We start from the raw sequence: 20,135 nt of genomic DNA on the forward strand, positions 1-20,135 counted from the left end.
CCGCCGGCGGTCTCTCAGAGGAGGCGGGTCGCGCAGCCCAGACGGTGTCCCGTCCGCACGAGGCTCTCGGCGAACCCCTGCCGCGTACGGCCGGCGAAGCCGATGAAGAAGCGGTTGGCCAACGGCACACCCCACCGCATCCATTGCGCGACGTTGAAGACCCGGTGCACGAGCAGCGTGCCCTCGGGATGCGGTTCGACGCTCCACTCGCCCCGGTACCACCAGCCGCCCTGCAGGGAGACGGTGTGCCCGGTGACCTCCGCGGTGGAGGTGTGACCGGGCAGGTCCTCGACGGTGAAGCGGCCGGTCCGCCCGCGGTCGGGCAGCAGCGCCCCGGCCAGGTCGTCGAAGACCGCGGCGGGCGGTGCCTCGACGATCCCGGCGACCTCGGTGATCAGCTTCTTCCCGCTCACCGCGCCGCCCCGGTGCCGGGGAGGGACGACCTGGTGTTCTGGAAGGAGGCGAACCGCCGGCCCTCGGGCGTGCTGACCACGGTGAAGGAGACGATCGACTCGCGGAACTCGCCCGCCACCTCGGTTCCGCCTCCCGAGACCACCAGGACCACCCCGTCGGCCAGCGGCTTGACCTTGGCCCGGCCGTCCGGGTCGGACATGGTGGAGCCCTTGAGCGGGCCGTCGAAGAGCAGGCGGTGCGACGACTCGATGGCCGCCCGTCCCTCGCTGTGCATGCCGTTGAAGGCGATGTAGTCGGCGTCCTCGGTGAAGAGAGCGGCGTAGGCGGTGGCGTCGCCCGCGTTCCACGCCTCGGCGAGGCGGGTGAGCAGGCCGGTGATCTCCGTGTGCACGGACATGGCGCGATTCCTTCTGGTCGCGGCGCCTATCCTGGAGGTTGTGAGTCCAGACAGGGCGGGCGCCTTGTTCGGATGTCCGGCCGCCGGGGTGTTGGCGCACCCCGGCGGCCGTTTTCTCATGGCTCGCCGAGCACCTGCGACAGCAGCTCCTGCCGGACGGTGCCCGACCAGTCGAGTTCGCCTGATTCCAGGCGGGTGACGACGCCCTGCACCCAGGCCAGCTCGGCCTCGTGGAGCGTGCGCTCGTAGTCCACCTCGATCATCAGGATGTCGGGCAGGCCGGCCTCCTCCATGACCCGCAGGTGGGCGTTCATCCCGGCCAGCAGCCCTTCGAGGGTCGCGGCCCTGGCGCGCAGGGCGCGCAGCGCGTCGGGCACCGGCAGGGTGCCCATGAGGGAGACGGCCGCGGTGAACCTCCGGCGGTCGGAGTCGGGGTTCTCCAGGAGCGCGCGGAGCCTGGTCGACAGTTCTCTGCGGCCCTCGTCGGTGATCTCGTAGACCGTGCGTTCCGGCCTGCGGCCCTCCCTGCTGGTTTCGACCGGGACGATCAGGTCGTCGCCCGCCAGTCTTTCGACCGCGTGGTACAGGCTCCTGGGCAGCCCCGTCACGTAGTCCTTATGCGTGTCGACGATGAGGCGGTGAAGCTCGTAGGGATGGCCGGCGCGCACCGAGAGCAGGGCCAGCACGGTCAGGCCGACCAGATCGGGACGCCGCGCCATCGTCATGCTCCTTTCTATATTGCAACATGCACTATAGCAGTATTGGAGATCTCTGTCCGATCCGGATGTCCGCAGGCGTGAAAGAACCCTCATCCCGGCCGCGCGCGGGGCCCGGTGCGGCGAGTCCGGCCGCGCCGGGGGTTTCCGGCGCGGCCGGGTCACCCCGGACCGCGCCTACTGGTGGATGGTCGAGCCGTGCCGCTCCTTGCGGACGTGCAGGCGGGCCGGGATGCGGGTGCGCAGCTCGCCGACGTGGCTGACGATGCCGACGGCCCGCCCGCCGTCGCGCAGCCCGTCGAGGATGTCCAGGACGCCGTCGAGGGTGTCCTCGTCGAGGGTGCCGAAGCCCTCGTCGACGAAGAGCGTGCCGAGCTCCACGCCCCCGGCCTCGGCGGTGACCACGTCGGCCAGGCCGAGGGCCAGCGCCAGCGAGGTGATGAAGCCCTCCCCGCCGGACAGGGTGGCCGGGTCGCGGTCCACCCCGGTCCAGCCGTCGAGGATCCGCAGGCCGAGCCCGCCGCCCGACCGGCTCCGGTCGCCCGCCGCGCGGCGCAGGTCGTGCTGGAGGAGGTAGCGCCCGCCCGACATGTGGTCCAGGCGCTCGTTGGCCGAGGCGACCACCTGGCGGAGCCGCTCGCCCAGGACGTAGGACGACAGCCGCATGCTCCACTGGTTGTCGGCGGAGTTGCCGCTGGTCAGCGCGGCGAGGCTCTCGGCGATGCGGTGCCGTTCGGCGGCGGGCCGCCACCGCTCCAGGCATCCGGCCAGCTCGGCGCGGAGGGCGGCCAGCCGGTCGCGGCGCCGGCCGGCCCGGTCCGCGACGGACAGCAGGGCGGCGTGCGCGGCACCGGCCGCGTCCCGGGCGGACTCCAGTCCGGCCAGGTCGGGTTCGGGCTCGGCCGCCGCGGCGATCAGCTCGGGGTCGGCGAGCCGGGCGTCGACGGCGGCGCGCTCCCGGTCGAGCGCCCGGAGGCGGTCGGCCTTCTCCTCCTGCTCCGCGGCGGGGCGAGCCGCGGCCCGGGCGTCCTCGATCCCGGCGAAACCCGCCTCGGCGGCCCCGGCCGCGGCCCGGACCCGGGCCGTCTCCAGCTCGTCCTCGGCGTCCCGCTCCCGCCGGGTGGCCTCCGCGGCCTCCCGCAGCAGCCCGGCCTCGTCGGCCAGCCGCTCCAGCCGGGCGGCCAGTGTGGGGTCCTGGCCCCGGGCCGCGTCCAGCCGCGCGGTCAGCAGGCCGATGTCCGCGGTGACCTTCTCCAGGTTCGCGCGGCGGGCCGACAGCGCCACCGCCAGTTCCCGCGACCGCTCCCGCAGCTCTTCCAGCTCGGCGGCCAGCCGCTCCGCCTCGGCTTCGAGTCCGGGCACGGCTCCGGCGGACTCCCGGAGCCCCTCCAGGGCCCGCTCCGCCCGGCGGAGCGCCTCCGCCGCCCGGCCCGCGGAGGACTCGGAGCCCTCTCCGCCGGCGCCCGGCCCGCCGTCCCCGGCCGCGTCGCCGGCGTCCCCCGCCGCGATGCCGTCCCCGTCCCCGACCGTGTCCCGGGCGGCGTCCCGGGCGGTGTCCCGGGCGGCGTCCCGGGCGGCGCGGAGACGGACGGCCAGCCGGGCCTGCTCGGCTCCGGCCCCCTCCCGCCGGGCCCGGGTCTCGGCCAGCAGGCCGGAGACCTCCTCCGCCCGCGCCCGCACGTCCTCCAGTTCGGCCGTGATCCGGTCCGTCTCGGCGGCCAGCCCCGGTTCGCCCGCGGCGGCCTCGGTCAGGGCGGCGAGCTCCCGCTCCGCCGCGGCGAGCGACTCCTCGGCCTGCCCGGCGGTGAGGCCGCCCGCGGCGGCGAGGGTCTCGTCCAGCCGGGAGGCGAGGTCGGCGACGGTGCTCTCGGCGTCCTGCCGCCGCTTCAGCGCCGCCTCGTAGGCGCTCTCGGCCGCTCGCTCGTCGTCGGGCGTGGGCGCCGCGTCGGCGGGGGCGGCCGGCGCGGGGTGGTCGGGCGAGCCGCAGACCGCGCAGGGGTCTCCGGGGACGAGCCGGGCGGCGAGCTCGGCCGCCATGCCGTCGATCCGGGCCTGGCGGACCCCCTGGAGCCGGTCGCGGGACTCCTGGGCGCGGTCGACGGCCTCGTTCCGGGCCCGGTGGGCCGCCTCCAGCCGGACCTCCAGGCCGTCGCGCCGCCGGACGGCGTCCCGTACGGCGGCGGCGGCGCGGACGGCGGTCCGGGCCGCGGGGATCCCGGCGGCCTCGGCGCGCACGGCGGCCAGCCGGGCCGCGGCCTCCTCCAGGGCGGCGGGCAGCCCCCGCCGGGCCTCGGCGAGCGCGGCCTCCTGCCCGGCCAGGTCGCGCAGCCGGGTGTCGAGCCGGGCGAGGTCCGCCTCCAGCTCCGCGAACCGGGCGGCGGCGTCCCTGGCCTCCTCCGCGGCGGGCAGCCGGGCCGCGTCCAGACGGGCGGCGGTGAGGCGGTCCTCCACCTCCGCCCGCAGGCCGGGCAGGACCGCCAGCCGCGCGTCCGCCGCGCTCTGCTCACCCGTCAGACGGGCGATCTCCGCCTCCGCCCGCTCGCGGTCCCGGAGCAGCGCGGCCAGCCTCGGCTCCTCGGCGCGCAGCTCCTCCAGCCGGGTGATCTCGTCCAGCCGCTCGCGTTCCAGTGCGGTCAGGCGGTCGGGACCCGCCGGCCGGGCCCCGCCGTACCGGGGGTCCGGCTCCAGGAGGGGGGTGGCGCGGTTGAGCGCGTCGGCGGCCAGGCTGCGGGCCTTGGCGGCGGTCTCGGCGCGCTGCTCGGCCTCCCGGATCAGCGGGAGCACCCGGTCGGCCCGGGCCGCCTCGGCGAGGACGGCCTCCAGGTCGGCCCGTTCCTCGGCGCTCTCCTGCAGCGCCCGGCTCCGGGCGAGGGCCTCGGCGTGCCGCCGCCGCCGGTCGGCGAGCGCGACGCCGTCCTCCAGCAGCCGGCGGGCCCGCCGCGCCGCCGCCTCGCTCCCGGCGCACGCGGCGGCCGCCCGCGCCGCCGCCTCCTCCGCGAGCCCGGCCAGCGCCCCGGCCCATCCCAGCGGGTCGTCCTCCACCCACGCGGCCACGTCCCGCATCTCCGCGGTGTGCTCGGCGATGCGCTCCGCGGTGTGCTCGGCGGCCGAGGGCTCCGGCGCCTCGGTCCCCGGGAGCGCCGCCAGGACGCCGGGCTCCATCTCCGGGAGCACCGCGAGCGTCCCCGTCGCCGCTCCCGTCGCCGCTCCCGTCGCCGCCTCGGGGGACGCCTCCGGGGACGCCGCGGGGGCCGTCCCGGAGACCGCCGGCGCGGCGAGGGCGGCCAGGAGCCCGGGGCCCGCGGCCTCCTCGACGCGGTTGACGACGGAGTCGACCTCCCGGCGCAGGGCCTGCTGGTCGCGGAAGGCCGCGGTCCGCCGGTCGGCGAGCCAGGACTCGGCGGCGGCGTAGACCTTCACCGAGAAGAGCCGTTCCAGGACCTTGCGCCGCTCCTCGCCGTCGGCGCGCAGGAAGTGCGCGAAATCACCCTGCGGCAACATCGCGACCTGGCAGAACTGGGCCAGGTTCATGCCGAGCAGGCCGCCGACGAGATCGCCCGCCTCGTCCATCCGGGTCGTCAGCCCCCGCCACTCCCCTGCGGGCGTCAGCTCCTCCAGCACCACCTTGGCCTGTTCCAGGGTGGTGCCGGCGCCCTTTTTCTTGGGCCGCTGCCAGGCGGGCGAGCGGGTGACGCGCAGCCGGCGGCCCTGGACGGTGACCTCCAGGACGACGCGCGGGCCCCGGTCCGGCGGGGCGTGGTCGCAGCGCAGGCTGCGGGCGCTGTTGCGCTGGCCGGGCACCTGGCCGTAGAGCGCGAAGCACAGGGCGTCCAGCACGGTGGTCTTGCCCGCGCCGGTGGAGCCGTGGATCAAAAACAGCCCGGCCTCGGCCAGGGCGTCGAAGTCGACCTCCTCCTCACCCGGGAAGGAGCCGAAGGCGGTGATCTGCAGACGGTGGGGGCGCATCTACGCCATCGCCTCCTTGGCGCGGGACTCCTCGACGGCCTGCCGGAGCAGCCGGGTCTCCTCGTCGTCGGCGGCCTCGCCGCGCACCTCGCGGACGAAGTCGAGCACCACCTCGATCTCCGGTCGGCCCGCCAGGCGGGGCCGGGCCGCGGCCTCCGGCGGTCCGCCCTCGGGCGCGAAGGAGAGCGTGAGCGCGTGCGGGAAGCGGGTGCGCAGGCGCTCCATGGCGCTCTTCGGCCGGACGGGATCGGTCAGCACCACCTGCAGCCAGCAGTCCTCGTGGTCGGCGTGGGCCTCCGAGGCGAGCAGGTCGTCGAGGCGGCCTTCGAGGCGGCCGAGCCTGCGGGGCACCGGGGCCTCGGCGAACTCGGCGCCGGCGAACCCGTCCGGGCCGACCTCCACCAGCCAGGAGCCCTTGACCTGGCCGAGCTCGGAGAAGGAGTAGGCGATCGGGGAGCCGGAGTAGCGCACCGTCTCACTCATCCGCTGACGGCCGTGCAGGTGGCCGAGGGCCGTGTAGTCGACGCCGTCGAACGCCGCGACCGGGACGTGCGCGACGCCGCCGACGCTGATGTCGCGCTCGCTGTCGCTGGCCTGCCCGCCGGTCACGAACGCGTGGGCCAGCACCACCGACCGGGTGCCGCGGCGCGCGAGGTCGGCGCGGACGAGGGACATGGCGTGCCCGATGGCGGCGGTGTGGGTGCGCTCGGGCAGCTCCCAGGGGCCGCGGACCAGCTCGGGCTCCAGGTAGGGGATGCCGTAGAACGCCACGTCCCCGACGAGCACCGGCGTGCCGACCCGGGCCGGGTCGGTGCGCAGGTGCACGCCCGCGGCGTCGATCAGGTCGGCGCCGAAGCCGAGGCGGCGCGCGGAGTCGTGGTTGCCGCTGATCAGCACGGTGCGCACGCCCTCGGCGACCAGCCGCCGCAGCGCCTCGTTGCACAGGTCGACCGCGTCGACCGACGGCAGCGCCCGGTCGTAGACGTCGCCCGAGACGACGACCACCTCGACCCGCTCGGCCCTGACCGTCTCGATCAGATGGTCGACGAAGACTCCCTGGGCCGCCAGGAGGCTCTCCCGGTGGAACGAGCGGCCCAGGTGCCAGTCCGATGTGTGCAGCACCCGCATGACGCCTGAAGCTAACAGGACTCGGCGGCATGTGCGGCCACTCCCGTCTCGCCGGGCTCACCGATATCTGCTGGATGCCCACGGTTCCTCCTCTCTGGGTAGGGTTGACGATCGGAGGCAGACACTCCGACGGACGGCCATCGGGGAACGGAGCGGCATGCGCGTGGGCCGGGGCGTGGTGGGCCTGGCCGCCGGATTGATCATGGCGGCCCTGGCGACGGTGGGCTACATCCTGCCTCCGCCGTTCGATCCGTCGCCGCTCACCGTGGACCCGGCCTTCCGCACCCTCCCGCCGCAGCCCGCCCGCGAGCTGCGGCCCGTCTCCGCCACGGCGCCCGTCTCCGTGCGGAACGTCACCGTCCCGGCCATGGGCACCCGCCTGGAGGCGACGATCCGCGCGCCGCTCACCCCGGGCCGGCATCCCGCGCTGGTCTTCGTGCAGGGGGCGGGGCCGGGGGTGCGCGACGAGTTCGCCGAGCAGGCCGAGTGGCTGGCCCGAGCCGGGATCGTCACGCTCGTCTACGACAAGCGGACCGTCGGCTACGACTTCCGGCACCGCGACTTCGGCCTGCTCGCCGACGACGCGCTGCGCATGCTGGCCGAGCTGCGCGGGCGCGCCGACGTGGACCCGGCCCGCACCGGGCTGTGGGGGGTCAGCGAGGGCAGCTGGGTGGTGCCGATCGCGGTCTCCCGCAGCGCCGACGTCGGCTTCGCCGTCCTGGTCTCCGCCCCGAACGTCTCCCCCGTGCGGCAGGTCAGCTGGGCGCTCGGCGAGCAGCTGGACCGGCTGCACGCCCCGAGCGGGGTCCGCGAACTGCTCATCCGGGCGATGTCCGCGGTCGACATGAACTTCCTGCGCCACGACGGCGTGCCGGCGCTGCGCGGGACGCGCCGGCCGGTGCTGGCCCTGTACGGCACGCGCGATCCGTCGATCCCGTTCGTGGAGAGCAGCCAGACCCTCACCCGCGCGCTCGCCGAGGCCGGCAACCCCGCCTACACGATCCGCTACCTGGAGGGGGCCGACCACGGCATGCGGGTGCACGGCGGGCCGTTCGCCCCCGGCTACCTGGAGACGCTGGCCAACTGGGTCCGGGGCCTGCCCGGCACGGCGGACCCCGCGGCGCCCCCGCCCGAATCGCCCCCCGCGCCGCGCATCGCCGGGGCCACCCCGGTCCAGCGCTACGAGGCCAGCGACGTCCCGGCCGCGCCGTGGTACGCCGGGGGCACGGTCCTGGGGCTCACGCTCTGCCTGGCCGCCGTCGGCTACGTGGCCGGCCCGGTGGCCGCGCTGGTGGTACGGCTGCGCGGCAGCCGCCCCCAGGCCGAGGCCAACGCCCGGCTCTGGCCTCCCGTCCGGCGCCGGTTCCGCCGGATGGCGTGGACGGGGGCCGGGCTCCTGGCCTCGGTGCTGGCCTTCATCACGCTGCTGGTGCTGTTCTCGGTCAACCAGGCGGGGGCCTGGCCCGCGGTCCTCACCGGCTGGCTGGTGATCCGGGGGCTGGCCGTATTGATGCTGCTGCAGGAGGTGACGGCCACCGCCGCCGTCGTCTCGGCGCTGCGGGAGGGCTGGCAGCCCAGCCGCCCGCAGCACGTCGCGATCGCCGGGGTCCTGGGCAGCACCGGGCTGCTGCTGGTCGCGGCGGCCTACTACGGCCTGTTCGCCTTCCCCTGGTGACCGGGCCGCCGTACGGGCCGGGCCGCCGTACGGGCCGCGGGCGGGGCGCCGGACGGGGGCGGGACGGGGGTCACAACCACCCGTTGTCGCGGGCGAGCCGCGCGGCCTCGATCCGGTTGCGGGTGTGGGTCTTGCCGATCGCCGACGACAGGTGGTTGCGCACGGTGCTCTCCGACAGGTGGAGCCGGGCGGCGAGATCGGCGATGGCGGCGCCGCCGAGGGCCGCGGCGAGCACCTCGCGCTCGCGCGCGGTCAGCGGGCTCGGCCCGGCGGTGAGCGCCGCGGCGGCCAGGGCGGGGTCGACGATCCGCTCGCCCGCCACGGCCCGGCGGATCGCGGCGGCCAGCTCCTCGACGGGGCCGTCCTTGACCAGGAAGCCCGCCGCCCCCGACTCCATCGCCCGGCGCAGGTAGCCGGGCCGGGCGAAGGTGGTCAGGACGAGCACGACGACGCCCTGGCGGCACAGCTCGCCGACGGCGTCGAGACCGCTGCGGCCCGGCAGCTCGATGTCGAGCAGGGCGACGTCGGGGCGGGTCCGGCGGGCCACGGGCAGGACCTCCTCGCCGTCCCCGGTCCGGGCGACGATCTCGAGGTCGTCCTCCATGTCCAGCAGCAGCGCCAGGGCGTCGCGCATCATGCCCTGGTCCTCGGCGATCATCACCCGGATCACGCCGTCCCCCCCGGGGAGGCCGCCGGGCCCCCTCCCACCGCCGGACCCCCTCCCACCGCCGGACCCCCTCCCACCGCCGGGGCCTCCCCCGCCGGCACCGCCACCCTGAGGCGGAACCCTCCCCCCGCGGCGGGCCCGGTCTCCAGCCGGGCCCCCGCCGCGGAGGCCCGCTCGGCCAGTCCGCGCAGGCCGTGGCCCCACCCCTCCGCCCCACCGGTCCCGTCGTCGGCGATCTCCAGCACGACCTCCTCCTCCCCCTTCCGCACCCCGATCTCGCACACGGTGGCCCCGGCGTGGCGGATCACGTTGGTCACCCCCTCCCGTACGGCCCAGCCGAGCAGCGCGTCGGCGTGCGGCGGGAGCCGTACCCCGTCGGCGGTGACGGCCGCGCGCACCCCGGCCGCGCGCAGGGCCGCGCCCGCGGCGGCCAGCTCCCCGGCCAGCCCGTGCCCGCGGTAGCCGGAGACCGCCGCGCGCACCTCGGTCAGCGCCCGGCGGCCGATCTCCTCGATCTCGGCGGCCTGGCGGGCCGCCGCCGCGGCGTCGCGGGGCGCCAGCCGCCGCACGGCCTCGGCCTTGACCACGATCAGGGAGAGGGTGTGCCCGAGCAGGTCGTGCAGGTCGCGGGAGAACCGCTCCCGCTCGGTGCTCACCGCCGCCTCGGCCAGCTCCCGCCGCGTCCGGTACAGCTCGAGCGTGACGTGGACGGCGACGCCCGCGGCGGCGGTGCCCCAGGCCACGGCGCCGGCCGCGTCCCGGCCGCCGCCCGTGGCGAAGGCGACCGCCATGGAGACGACGGTCACCGCCGAGAGGGCCGCCGGGACGGCCCTGCCGCGCAGCACCAGGACGCAGGCGATGGAGACCAGCGGGCACAGGTAGAGCCAGGTGCCGCCGTAGGCCGCGCAGCCGGCCAGGACGGCGCCGGCCAGCCCCGCCAGCGCGACCCGTGCGGCGGGGGCGACGGGGGCGGCGGCGGGCCGGGCGAAGGCGGCCCGGACGCTCAGCAGGTAGCAGGCGGCGACGGCGGCCAGGGCGGCGGCCTCCGGCCACCGGGGGGCCTCGGCCAGGGCGGCGGCCGGGAAGAAGACCAGCGCCACCCAGAAGGAGAACGCCGCGGGACCTTTCACCCGCTCCACGTTAGTTCCAGAAGTCCAGCCGGTGCCCGGCCGCGTAGTCGATCGGCCGGACCGCCCCGGGGGCCAGCGACTGCACGCCCCCGTCCAGGCGCGGCCAGGCGGGCAGGCCGGGGCCGTTGGGGTCGCCGGTGCGGGCGAAGTTCGTCCAGTAGGCGGTCATCCGCCGCGACAGCTCCCGCTGGCCGGGGGAGAGCGCGGCCCCCTTCTCCGGGAACAGGTACGGCAGGTCGCCCGCGTGGTAGGCGCCCCAGTCGAAGTCCGTCTTCAGCGGCAGGAACATCGGGGCGCCGCGGTCGGCGAACTCGTAGGCGTAGACCGGCGCGTGCCGGGCGAGCAGGGTGTTCTGCTCGTGGGTGGCCCGGGCCCACATGCGGTCGGTCAGGACCGTCGCCCAGGCGATGCCCGGCGAGGCGAAGCTCCGGGCCGGGTAGCGCCGCAGGACGCGCGCGGCGTCCCGGCCGAAGGCCGCCGCCACCAGGTCGCGGTAGCCCCGGCCGGTGAGCGGCTCGCCCCGGGCGTCGTACTGCATCCCGACGAAGAGCCGGTGCTCGTCCCGGGTCGCCCCGGCCAGGACCGGCACGCGGTGGTGGCGGCCCGCGCGGATCGCCTCCGCGGGCATCTCCGGGAGCACCGCGTTGCCGTAGGCGTACGCCTGGAAGGCGTTCATGATCTGCGGCTCCCTCAGGATCCGCGCCACCGGCAGGGCGCGCAGGCAGGCCAGGTCGCGGCAGCCGAGCCGCTCGGCGTAATGGGCGCCCAGCGCCTCGGTCTCGCGCGTGCCGCGCCAGCCGAGGGAGGGCTGCGCGGGAACGCCGGGGACCAGGCTGCCGGCGGGCATGTCCATCATGGTCTCGCCGCTCTGCATGATCGCCCGGTGGAAGAGCCCCTTCGCCCCGGGCGAGGTGAGGTGCCCGCCGATGGACATCGCGCCGTAGGAGACGCCGAAGACGGTCACGTTGCCCGGGTCCCCGCCGAAGGCGCGGATGTTGCGCCGCACCCAGGCGAGCGCCGCCTGCTGGTCCTGCAGGCCGTACGTGCCGGAGTCCTTCAGACCCGGGTGGCCGAAGGCGCCGAAGACGCCGAGCCGGTAGTTCATCGTGACGACGGCCGTGCCGCGCGCGGCGAGCGGGCGGGCGTCGGAGAAGTGACCCGCCCCGAGCGCGCCGTCGCCGTGCAGCCAGACCATGACCGGCAGCCCGGCGGCCCGGCCGCGGGGCACGGTGACGTTGAGCACCAGGCAGTCCTCGGTGGTGCTGGTGACGGGGGCGTACTCCGAGCCGACCTGCGGGCACATGTTCCCGGGCCGGGTGGCGTCCCGCACGCCCGGCCAGGGCCCGGCCCGCCGCGGCGACTCCCAGCGGGCGGCGGTGGCGTACGGGACGCCCTGGAAGATGCGGTGGCCGGGGGTCACCGTGCCGCGCACGGCCCCGGCCTCGGTCCTGACGACCGCGGGGTCGGCCTGCGGCGGCGGCCCGGCGGCGCAGGCGGTGGCGGCGAGGAGGAGGGCCGCGGCGGCGGGCACGGCCCGGCCGGTGATCCGCCGGACGGCGGGAAGAGGTCTCATGGGTCCGACGCTGCCGGATCCCGCGCCCGCGCAGAAGGTCCGTCGATCCGGATCTCCCCCCGACAAATGTCCCGGGTCCTCCGGTCCCGGCGGTGCCGCGCACCGCCGGGACCGGAGGGGCGCGGACCTCAGGAGCCGCCGGGCGCCAGGTAGCAGGCCAGCCAGCGGTCCATCTCGGCGAAGACCTGCTTGCGGGCGGGCTCGGGCGAGAGCACCAGGTCGTGCATGCCGCCGGGCACCCGGACGCAGGTGACGTGCCCGCCGATCCGGGTCGACCAGCGGGCGATCTGCTCGGGGTCGAGCACGGTGTCGGCGCCCTGCGCCTCGGGGGCGAAGTCGCGCAGCCGCAGGCCCTTCTCCGCGCAGAGCACCAGGACCGGCACGTCCACCCGCAGGCCGCCGTGGAGCCGCTTCTGGGCCCGGCGGATCGCCGCCAGCCAGGCGGCGTGCACCGGGAACCCGCCGACGGGCTTCCACTCCAGGTCGAACTCCCACTCGCCGTGGTGGTCGCGGTGCAGGCTGGTGCCGTACGCCGTGGACAGCCCGAGGGGCAGCACGGCGCGGGCGGGCAGGCGGGAGAGCGGCAGGTGCAGGACGTCGGCGGCCAGGCGCAGGTGGCCGGGGACGTTGAGGTCGAGGAAGGGGCTGTTGAGCACCAGGCCCTGGACCAGCCCCCGGCCCCGGACCCGGTCGGCCCAGAGCGCGGCGACGAGCCCGCCGGTGGAGTGGGCGTTGAGGACCACCTGCTCGTGGCCGTGCTCGGCCCGGATGATCCGGACCGCCTCGTCGATCTCCGGGAAGTACTCGGTGACGCTGCGCACGAACCCGCGGGTCTGGTGCGGCAGCAGCGATCGGCCGTACTTGCGCAGGTCCAGGCCGTAGAAGTCGATCCCCTGGGCGGCGAAGTGCTCGGCCAGGTGGGTCTGGAAGAAGTAGTCGGTGAAGCCGTGCAGGTAGAGCACGGCCCGGCCGGTGGGGTCCGCGGCGCGGCGGTGGACGAGGGAGGCGACGACCTCGCCCTCGTCGTCGTCCGGCAGGGGCAGGACCGTCAGCTCGTAGTCGGGGCCGAGAACGTCGTGCATGCGCTCAGGATATTTCGTACGGGTTGGCGGGCCAGGCGGGGACGGCGTCCGGGAGGTCCCGGCTGACCTTCATCGGGAAGTCCGCCGGGCGCTTCTCCAGGAAGGACGTGACCCCCTCGGCCGCGTCCGGGGCTGCGCCCAGGACGTTCATCAGGATCGAGTCGGCGCGGTGCGCCTCCCACGGGGAGGCGGCCGACAGGCCCGACCACATGAGCCGGCGGATGGCGGCGACCGAGACGGCGGAGGTGGTGTCGGCGATCTCGCGGGCGAGCGCGTAGGCGGCCGGGAGCAGGTCGGCGGGGGCCAGGACCCGGGAGACCAGGCGGCCGTCGAGCGCCTCGGAGGCGGGGAAGACCCGGCCGGTCGCGGCCCACTCCATCGCCTGGGAGATGCCGACGATGCGGGGCAGGAACCAGCTGGAGGCGGCCTCGGTCACGATGCCGCGGCGGGCGAAGACGAAGCCGAACCTCGCGGTGTCGGAGGCGAGCCGGACGTCCATGGGGAGCGTCATGGTCACCCCGACGCCGACGGCGGGGCCGTTGATCGCGCCGATGACCGGTTTGAGCGAGCGGGCGATCCGCAGGGCGACCGTGCCGCCGCCGTCGCGCGGCGAGCCGTCGACGGTGTCGGCGCCGCCGAACATCTCCCCGCTCCTGCGGTGGTCGAAGGTGTCGCCGCCGCCGCCGAGGTCGGCCCCGGCGCAGAAGGCCCGGCCCCGCCCGGTGACGACCACGGCGCGCACCTCGTCGTCGGCGTCCGCGCGGTCGAAGGCCTCGATCAGCTCGGCGCGCATCACGTAGGTGAAGGCGTTGAGGCGCTCCGGGCGGTTGAGCGTGATGGTGGCCACACCGTCGGCCACGCCGTACTCGATCTCGGTGAAAGACATGACCGAATCTTATTCCAGTTCAAATGTCTGGATTAATCGGGATGTTTTTCTGATGTGTTCACGCGCTCTTCGCCTGCCCGACCTGCCCTTCCGCCTACCATCTCCTGTGCGGCGCACGAGTGCACGAGCCCGCGGACGCGGAGCGCGCGCCGCACGGCGGGTGCGGAGAGTGCGGGAAACGGGGAGCAGGTGCGGGACAGATCACAGCCGCCCGGGATCGGCGCGGTCATCGGGTGGACGGCGCTGTCGGTCATCGCGCCGGGGGCCGCGCACCTGCGCGCGGGCTGGCGCCGGACCGGACTGGCGCTGCTCTCGCTGTACGCCGCGGTACTGCTCGCGCTGCTGTGGGTCGGGCTCACCTCCGACCTCGGCGGCCTCGCCGGGCGGCTGCTGGCGTCGTCCTGGCTGACGGGCGTCACCGTGATCTCGCTCGCCCTGGGGGTCGCCTGGTTCGCGCTGGTCGTGCACTCCTTCACGGTGCTGAACCCCGGCACGCTGCCGGCCGCCGGGCAGGCCGCCGCCGGGACGGTCGCCGGCGTGCTCGCGGTGGCGGTGCTGCTGCCGTTCGGGTTCGTCGGGCAGTACGCCGCGGTCTCCCAGACCGCGATCGAGGGCGTCTTCACCGCCCCCGCCGCGACGATGCCCGCCGAACGCGAACAGGACCCGTGGGCGGGCCGCGGCCGGGTGAACATCCTGCTGCTCGGCGGCGACGCCGACGACCACCGGCCCGGAGTGCGCACCGACAGCATCAACGTGGCCAGCGTCGACGTGCGCACCGGCAACACCGTCCTGCTCAGCCTCCCGCGCAACCTGGAGAACGTCCGGTTCGTGCCGGGCAGCCCGATGGCCAGGCGGTTCCCGAACGGCTTCCGGCTCCCGGTCGGGCCCGGAGGCGGGCGCGAGGACCTGCTGTTCGCGGTCTGGGAGTACGCCGACGCCCACCCGGAGATCTTCGGCGGCCGGAAGGGGCAGGGCGCCCGGGTCCTGATCGACACCGTCGGCTACACGCTCGGGTTGAAGATCGACTGGTACGCCCTGGTGAACATGTGGGGCTTCGCCCGCCTCATCGACGCGCTCGGCGGCGTGACGATCACCGTGCCGCACGACGTGGTGTTCGGCAAGTACAACGAGGGCGTGGTCAAGGCGGGCCGGCGCAGGCTCGGGGGCGCCGACGCGATGTGGTTCGCCCGCTCGCGCACCTACAGCGACGACTTCAGCCGGATGGGCCGCCAGCGCTGCGTGCTCGGCGCCATCCTGCAGCAGGCCGACCCGGCGACCGTGCTGGCCCGGTTCAACCAGGTGGCGCTGGCCACCCGGGAGCTGATCAGGACCGACATCCCGCGCCCGATGCTGGAGCACCTGGTCCCGCTGGCGCTGAAGGTCAAGGGCGCCAAGGTGACCAGCGTGCAGTTCGTGCCGCCGCTGATCAACACCGGCTACCCCGACTGGACGAAGATCCGCGCGGTCACCGCCAAGGCCGTCCGGGCCTCGGCCGCCACTCCCCGGCCGTCCGCCACACCGGCCGCCACACCCGCCGCCACTCTGGCCGCCACCCCGACCGTCACACCGAGCGTCTCCGCGCCCGCCGAGGCCGTCGCGAAACCGACCGCCAAGCCGACCGCCAAGCCGGCGGACCCCACCGCGCCCAAGGGCATCACCGACGGCTGCGGCTGAGTGCCGTTGGTGGGGTGTTCTGCGGCGGGTCCCGCTCATGCGGTGGCGGGTGGGGGCTGCGGTGGTTCGGCCGGGTCCCGCTCATGCGGTGGCGGGTGGGGGCTGCGGTGGTTCGGCCGGGTCCCGCTCATGCGGTGGCGGGTGGGGGCTGCGGTGGTTCGGCCGGGTCCCGCTCATGCGGTGGCGAGTGGGGGTGCGCACTGCGGCGGGCCGGTGGTCCTGGCGGCCGTCGCAGCCGAGCTCTGGTGGTCTCGGCCTCCGGCCGGGGCGGGCGCGCGGGGTTCGGGCCCTTATACGCCGCCAGGACCACCGGCCCGCCTCCGTGCACCGCTGCTCCGCCGTACCGATGCGGGCCGTAGCGTCTCGCTCTCCGGCCGCCCGGCGTTCCCGCCGCCGCTGAAGCGATCCGTCCGGGACCGCTCGGGCGGACCGCCGCAGCTGAAGCCACCCCCGGCGGAAAGGAGCTCAGGGCCGGGCACCGTAAGCCCTGCGAGCTTCCTGCATGCAAGATGTCCACGACGCGATGGGCCGTCACTCTCAACCGAGCCGTACGGCGCTGCGGGCCGCGAACCGGATGGAAAGTGGATCTTCCTTCTGCGAGAGGGCGGGATATGGGAAGCAGCAAGGGCACCAGGGAACTGGAGCGGGCGTTACGGGCGGGCAAGCCGGTCGGGGTGCGGCGGGTGATCCGTTGCCGGATGTCGATCCCGACTCCACCGCCCGGCTGATCGAAACCATGGCAGAGGCGTTTCCTCTGCTGGGGCTGACGTTCGAGGAGATCGACCCCGATGCCCTCTTCATCGGCCGCGCGCGGGGGATCGCTTCGAAGAAGAAGGTCCGCCTCCAGCAGATCGACTCCCGAGCCGCTTGGGACGGCTTGTGCACCATGCACAGGATCGGCGACATCACCCGGCTGGATGCCGGTGACGGCTACCTGGAAGCACTGCATCTGGTCGGAGGAGATCCGCGCGACCGGTGAACCGCACCTTGCGGCGCCCGGCCCTGAGCTCCTTTCCGCCGGGGTGGCTTCAGCTGCGGCGATCCGCCCGAGCGGTCCCGGACGGATCGCTTCAGCGGCGGCGGGAACGCCGGGCGGCCGGAGAGCGAGCCGCTACGGCCCGCATCGGTACGGCGGAGCAGCAGTGCACGGAGGCGGGCCGGTGGTCCTGGCGGCGTATAAGGGCCCGAACCCCGCGCGCCCGCCCCGGCCGGAGGCCGAAACCACCGGACCTCGGCTGCGACGGCCGCCAGGACCACCGGCCCGCCGCAGTGCGCACCCACACCCGCCGCCGAATGAGCGGGACCCGGCCGGACCACCGCAGCCCCCCGCCACCGCATGAGCGGGACCCGGCCGAACCACCGCAGCGTGCCGTTCAGACGCGGTGGGACTGCTTGGCCAGCCGGCGGACGCGCTCCTCGTCGATGGCGTGCCCCAGACCGGGCTGGGTCAGCGGAACGGCCACCACGCCGCCGGAGGCGCCGACCGGAGGGGTGACGATCTGGGTGCTGCGCGGCGGTTCGGCCACGTCGCAGGGGAGGCTGCACCCAGGCAGGCTGGCCGCGGCGACGGTGGCCGCCCGGGCCAGGCCCGTGCCCTGCCCTCCGGCGCAGGCGACCTCCCAGCCGGCCGCCACGGCGCCGTCGTGCACCCGCCGCACGCTCCGCAGGGAGCCCAGCGCGGCGGGGCGGAGCAGCAGCGCGCGGCCCGCGCCCGCGGCGACCGCCTCGTCCAGCTCCCGCTCCGAGGCCACCTCCAGCAGCACCGGGGCGGCCACCCGCTCCTGCAGGTCGGCGTGGTCGGACAGGTCGGTGAACGGGCGCTCGATCACGGAGGGCGCGTAGGCGTCCAGCGCCGCCAGGGCCTCGACGTCGGTGTAGGCGGAGCGCGCGTCCAGGCCGATGCCCAGGGCCGGGTAGGCCTGGCGGACGGCGCGCAGCGGCTCGATGTCCCAGCCGGGGTGGACGTCCATGGTGATGTGCGCGTACCCGGCGCAGACGTGCCGGTTGACCCGGGCGACCAGGCTCTCCAGGTTGCGCTCGGCGCCGATCCTGACGGTGGCCGTCAGCGAGGTGCGGCTGCCGCCGAGGGCGTGGGCCAGCGGGACGCCGCGCATCCGGGCCCACAGGTCCCAGCAGGCCATGTCGGCGGCCGGGCCGCCGGGGATCTCACCGAGGTCGTCCGGATGCTCCCAGTCGGCGCCGACCAGCTCCCCGGCCAGCCGCTCCACCAGGGCGGGCCAGGTCCCGGGACCGGGATCGACGACCTCCCCCCAGCCGGTCATGCCCCCGTAGTCGGTGAGCCGGACGAGGATGCTCTCCGGCCGCCTGCCGTACGGCAGGACCAGCCGGTACACCTCCAGCTCGCACACGCGTGGCATGAACTCCCCTTGGTCTTCCCGTGCCGGTGAACGCGGACCCCGCCCGGAGGCGGGACCCACCCTTCAACGTGAGGAAGAGGCACGTTCTTCCCATGGTGCCATGCCGCCGGCATGCCCCCGTCAGGTCCGGACCCGGCCCGCGACGAGCGTGCCGGTGACCGCCACCAGCGCCGTCAGCGCGAAACAGGCCAGGTAGACGGGGCCCGCCGCGCCGAAGGCCGCGACGATCGCGCCGACCGCGGCGACCGTCATCACCGTGAAGGCCGACTCCCCGACGCCCATCGAGGCGCTGTTCTCGCCCTCCTCCCCCGGCGCGGACAGCTCCAGGACGAGCACCGAGAGCGTGGGGTAGACGCTGCCGATCCCGAGGCCCATGACGATCTCCCCGGCGAAGGCGAAGGCGACCGGGACCTCCGGGAACACGGTCAGCGCCATCATCAGCAGCCCCGCCGCGATCAGCAGCGGACCGGTCCGCAGGATCAGGACCCGGTCGTACGGCCTGCGCCCGACGATCCAGGAGGCGAGCGACCAGGCGAGCGCGCCGCCGGTGAGCACCGTGCCGGCCATGGCCGGGGAGAGGCCGCGCTCCTGGGTGAGCATCAGCGGCAGGTACACCTCGCCGCCGAAGACGGTGCCGGCCGCGATCCCGCGCAGCACGATCACCGTGGGCAGGCCGCGCCCGGCGCGCAGCGTGCCCGGCGGGAGCAACTTGACCAGGGCCGGGACCAGCGCGGCCAGTCCGGCCGCCAGGAGGAGCACGCCCGCCCCGCGCGCCGCCCCGCCGTACTGCGTGAGCGCCGCGCCCGCGGCGGCCAGCACCGCCCAGCCGAACCTGCGGGCGATCGGCGTCCGTTCCGCGGACCCGGTGCGCTCCGCCTGCCCGCCGTCCGGGACGGCGGCCAGGCCGCGCCAGAGCAGCAGCGCGGCGGGGGCGACCAGCAGCGGCACGCCGAGGAAGACCCAGCGCCAGCCGAGCTGCTCGACCACCACTCCGGTGATCGCCGGCCCGACCATGGAGGGCACCACCCAGGCCCCGGCGAAGACCGAGAACACCTTCGGGTGCGTCTCGGCGGGGTAGACCCGGGAGACCAGCACGTACAGCGCCACCTGGAAGAGGCCGCCGCCGAAGCCCTGCACGAACCGGCCCAGCACGAACACGTCCATGGTGGGCGCCGTCCCGGCCAGCAGGAGTCCCGCGACGAAGGCCGCCACGCCCGTCCAGAGCGGGACCACCGGCCCGCGCAGGTCGCCCCAGCGCCCGCCCAGCACGGTGGCGGTCATCCCCGCGGCCAGCGCCCCGCTGAAGGCCAGCGCGTACAGCCCGAGCCCGTCGAGCTCGCGCCCGACCACCGGCATCGCGGTCGCCACCGCCAGCGCCTCGAAGGCGACCAGCACGATCAGGGCCACCATGCCGATCGTCACCGCGCGGTGGCGCCGCGCGAATATCCCCGAAGGGGGTTGCAGAACCGTCGTCGTCATGGTCGGACCGTACGGCCGCCGCCCCGCCGGGCGCATCGGCCGGGCGGGTCAGCCCTTGGGCGTAGGACTCCCGTCGGCGTCGGCGTCCTGGACGTAGGAGGCCAGGCCGCGCAGCATCAGGTCGAGGCCGAACGCGAACCGCTCGTCGCCGTCGGGACCGGTCAGCGCGTCGACGTGGCCGGCGAGGAGGGGGAAGCGGCCGGCGGGCAGGCTCTGGTAGAACTCCCTGATCTGGCCGAACGTCTCCTCCAGGAAGGCGTCGAGGTCCTTGTCGCTGCCGCGCTGCCGGTTGACGTAGAGCGCGCTCTCGTAGGCGTCGGCGCAGATGTAGAGGCCGAACCGGTCGAGCATCAGCCCGGCGATCCGCGGCGGCACCCCGCCGGCGAGCATGATGGCCAGCTGCCCCTCGGCGATGCGCAGCGCGTTGGGGCTGGTCGGGATGTTGGCCAGGCCCACCCGGGCGATGTCGGCGTGTGAGCCGAACACCCGGAACGCGTCCATGATCATCTCCCTGAGCTGCTCCAGCCAGCGCTCCGGATCCGGCTCGGGGACGGCTATCTCGGCCATGACCCGGTCGTAGATCAGGTCGAGCAGCTCCTCCTTGTTCGCCACGTGGGCGTAGAGCGAGGCGGGGCCGGTGCCGAGCTCCTGGGCGACCCGGCGCATGCTCAGCGCCTCCAGCCCTTCGGCGTCGACGATCCGCAGGCCCGTGGAGACGATGAGCTCCCTGCTCAGCGCGGTGCGGGGGGCGCTGGGGACGCGGGTCTTGCGCCAGGGCGGGACGGGGATGTCGGTCACGCGGCGATGGTATCCCGCCGGATTCCCCCCGGCGAACGCCGTACCGGCAGTCGAACGGAGTGCGTTCGACGAACGGCGGACCCAGAACGAACGGCGTACTTGACGCGAACAGTGTTCGTTTATATAACAGCGTTCGTATTCAACGAACACTGTTCTCGCCCTGTCGCGTGCC

General features: G+C 75.5%; 16 protein-coding genes. 3 read left to right on the forward strand and 13 right to left on the reverse strand.

Going from position 1 to position 20,135, the window contains the following annotated elements; all coding sequences use genetic code 11:
• Positions 1-14: 14 nt before the first annotated feature.
• From HS045_RS24185 to HS045_RS24205, 5 genes are all read right to left on the reverse strand, one after another.
• A complete protein-coding gene (locus HS045_RS24185; RefSeq protein WP_196453663.1) occupies positions 15-413 on the reverse strand; it encodes a hypothetical protein in 399 nt (132 codons plus the stop codon).
• Complete coding sequence (locus HS045_RS24190; RefSeq protein WP_196453664.1) at positions 410-811, reverse strand: SgcJ/EcaC family oxidoreductase; 402 nt, start codon at positions 809-811, stop codon at positions 410-412. Before HS045_RS24190 ends, HS045_RS24185 begins: the two co-directional genes overlap by 4 nt.
• Before the next feature lie 116 nt (positions 812-927).
• Positions 928-1,530 carry a PadR family transcriptional regulator gene (locus HS045_RS24195; protein ID WP_196453665.1) on the reverse strand — a complete coding sequence of 201 codons (603 nt, stop codon included), beginning with the start codon at positions 1,528-1,530 and terminating at the stop codon, positions 928-930.
• Positions 1,531-1,704: 174 nt separating this feature from the next.
• On the reverse strand, positions 1,705-5,493 hold the full coding sequence (locus HS045_RS35925; RefSeq protein ID WP_196453666.1) for an AAA family ATPase: 3,789 nt from the start codon (positions 5,491-5,493) through the stop codon (positions 1,705-1,707).
• Positions 5,494-6,621 (reverse strand): exonuclease SbcCD subunit D, encoded by a 1,128-nt coding sequence (locus HS045_RS24205; RefSeq protein WP_196453667.1) that lies wholly within the window; start codon positions 6,619-6,621, stop codon positions 5,494-5,496.
• Positions 6,622-6,778: 157 nt separating this feature from the next.
• Between HS045_RS24205 and HS045_RS24210 the strand changes: the two genes are divergently transcribed.
• Positions 6,779-8,296 carry a S9 family peptidase gene (locus HS045_RS24210; protein WP_196453668.1) on the forward strand — a complete coding sequence of 506 codons (1,518 nt, stop codon included), beginning with the start codon at positions 6,779-6,781 and terminating at the stop codon, positions 8,294-8,296.
• Positions 8,297-8,366: 70 nt separating this feature from the next.
• Here HS045_RS24210 and HS045_RS24215 read toward each other — a convergent pair whose 3' ends face one another.
• From HS045_RS24215 to HS045_RS24235, 5 genes are all read right to left on the reverse strand, one after another.
• Entirely contained in the window at positions 8,367-8,966 is a 600-nt protein-coding gene (locus HS045_RS24215; protein ID WP_196453669.1) for a response regulator transcription factor, read from the reverse strand.
• Complete coding sequence (locus HS045_RS24220) at positions 8,963-10,093, reverse strand: sensor histidine kinase (protein WP_196453670.1); 1,131 nt, start codon at positions 10,091-10,093, stop codon at positions 8,963-8,965. Before HS045_RS24220 ends, HS045_RS24215 begins: the two co-directional genes overlap by 4 nt.
• 10 nt (positions 10,094-10,103) lie before the next feature.
• Positions 10,104-11,666: a carboxylesterase/lipase family protein gene (locus HS045_RS24225; protein ID WP_196453671.1), complete on the reverse strand. Its 1,563-nt coding sequence runs from the start codon at positions 11,664-11,666 to the stop codon at positions 10,104-10,106.
• Between the two features lie 128 nt (positions 11,667-11,794).
• Positions 11,795-12,748 (reverse strand): alpha/beta hydrolase, encoded by a 954-nt coding sequence (locus tag HS045_RS24230; protein WP_196453672.1) that lies wholly within the window; start codon positions 12,746-12,748, stop codon positions 11,795-11,797.
• 4 nt (positions 12,749-12,752) lie between these two features.
• Positions 12,753-13,634: a crotonase/enoyl-CoA hydratase family protein gene (locus tag HS045_RS24235; RefSeq protein WP_196453673.1), complete on the reverse strand. Its 882-nt coding sequence runs from the start codon at positions 13,632-13,634 to the stop codon at positions 12,753-12,755.
• Between the two features lie 189 nt (positions 13,635-13,823).
• On the opposite strand from HS045_RS24235, the gene HS045_RS24240 reads away from it, so the two are divergent.
• Positions 13,824-15,308 (forward strand): LCP family protein, encoded by a 1,485-nt coding sequence (locus HS045_RS24240; RefSeq protein ID WP_307827678.1) that lies wholly within the window; start codon positions 13,824-13,826, stop codon positions 15,306-15,308.
• 691 nt (positions 15,309-15,999) lie between these two features.
• A complete protein-coding gene (locus tag HS045_RS24245; RefSeq protein WP_196453674.1) occupies positions 16,000-16,287 on the forward strand; it encodes a hypothetical protein in 288 nt (95 codons plus the stop codon).
• Positions 16,288-16,681: 394 nt separating this feature from the next.
• Here HS045_RS24245 and HS045_RS24250 read toward each other — a convergent pair whose 3' ends face one another.
• The 3 genes from HS045_RS24250 to HS045_RS24260 all read right to left on the reverse strand — a co-directional run bounded on the left by HS045_RS24250 (position 16,682) and on the right by HS045_RS24260 (position 19,963).
• Positions 16,682-17,686: an enolase C-terminal domain-like protein gene (locus HS045_RS24250; RefSeq protein WP_196453675.1), complete on the reverse strand. Its 1,005-nt coding sequence runs from the start codon at positions 17,684-17,686 to the stop codon at positions 16,682-16,684.
• 120 nt (positions 17,687-17,806) lie between these two features.
• On the reverse strand, positions 17,807-19,165 hold the full coding sequence (locus HS045_RS24255; RefSeq protein ID WP_230884566.1) for an MFS transporter: 1,359 nt from the start codon (positions 19,163-19,165) through the stop codon (positions 17,807-17,809).
• 48 nt (positions 19,166-19,213) lie between these two features.
• Entirely contained in the window at positions 19,214-19,963 is a 750-nt protein-coding gene (locus HS045_RS24260; RefSeq protein ID WP_196453677.1) for a TetR/AcrR family transcriptional regulator, read from the reverse strand.
• Positions 19,964-20,135 lie beyond the last annotated feature (172 nt).

Source organism: Planomonospora sp. ID82291, from assembly GCF_015711645.1.
In the GTDB taxonomy this organism is placed as follows: Bacteria; Actinomycetota; Actinomycetes; order Streptosporangiales; family Streptosporangiaceae; genus Planomonospora.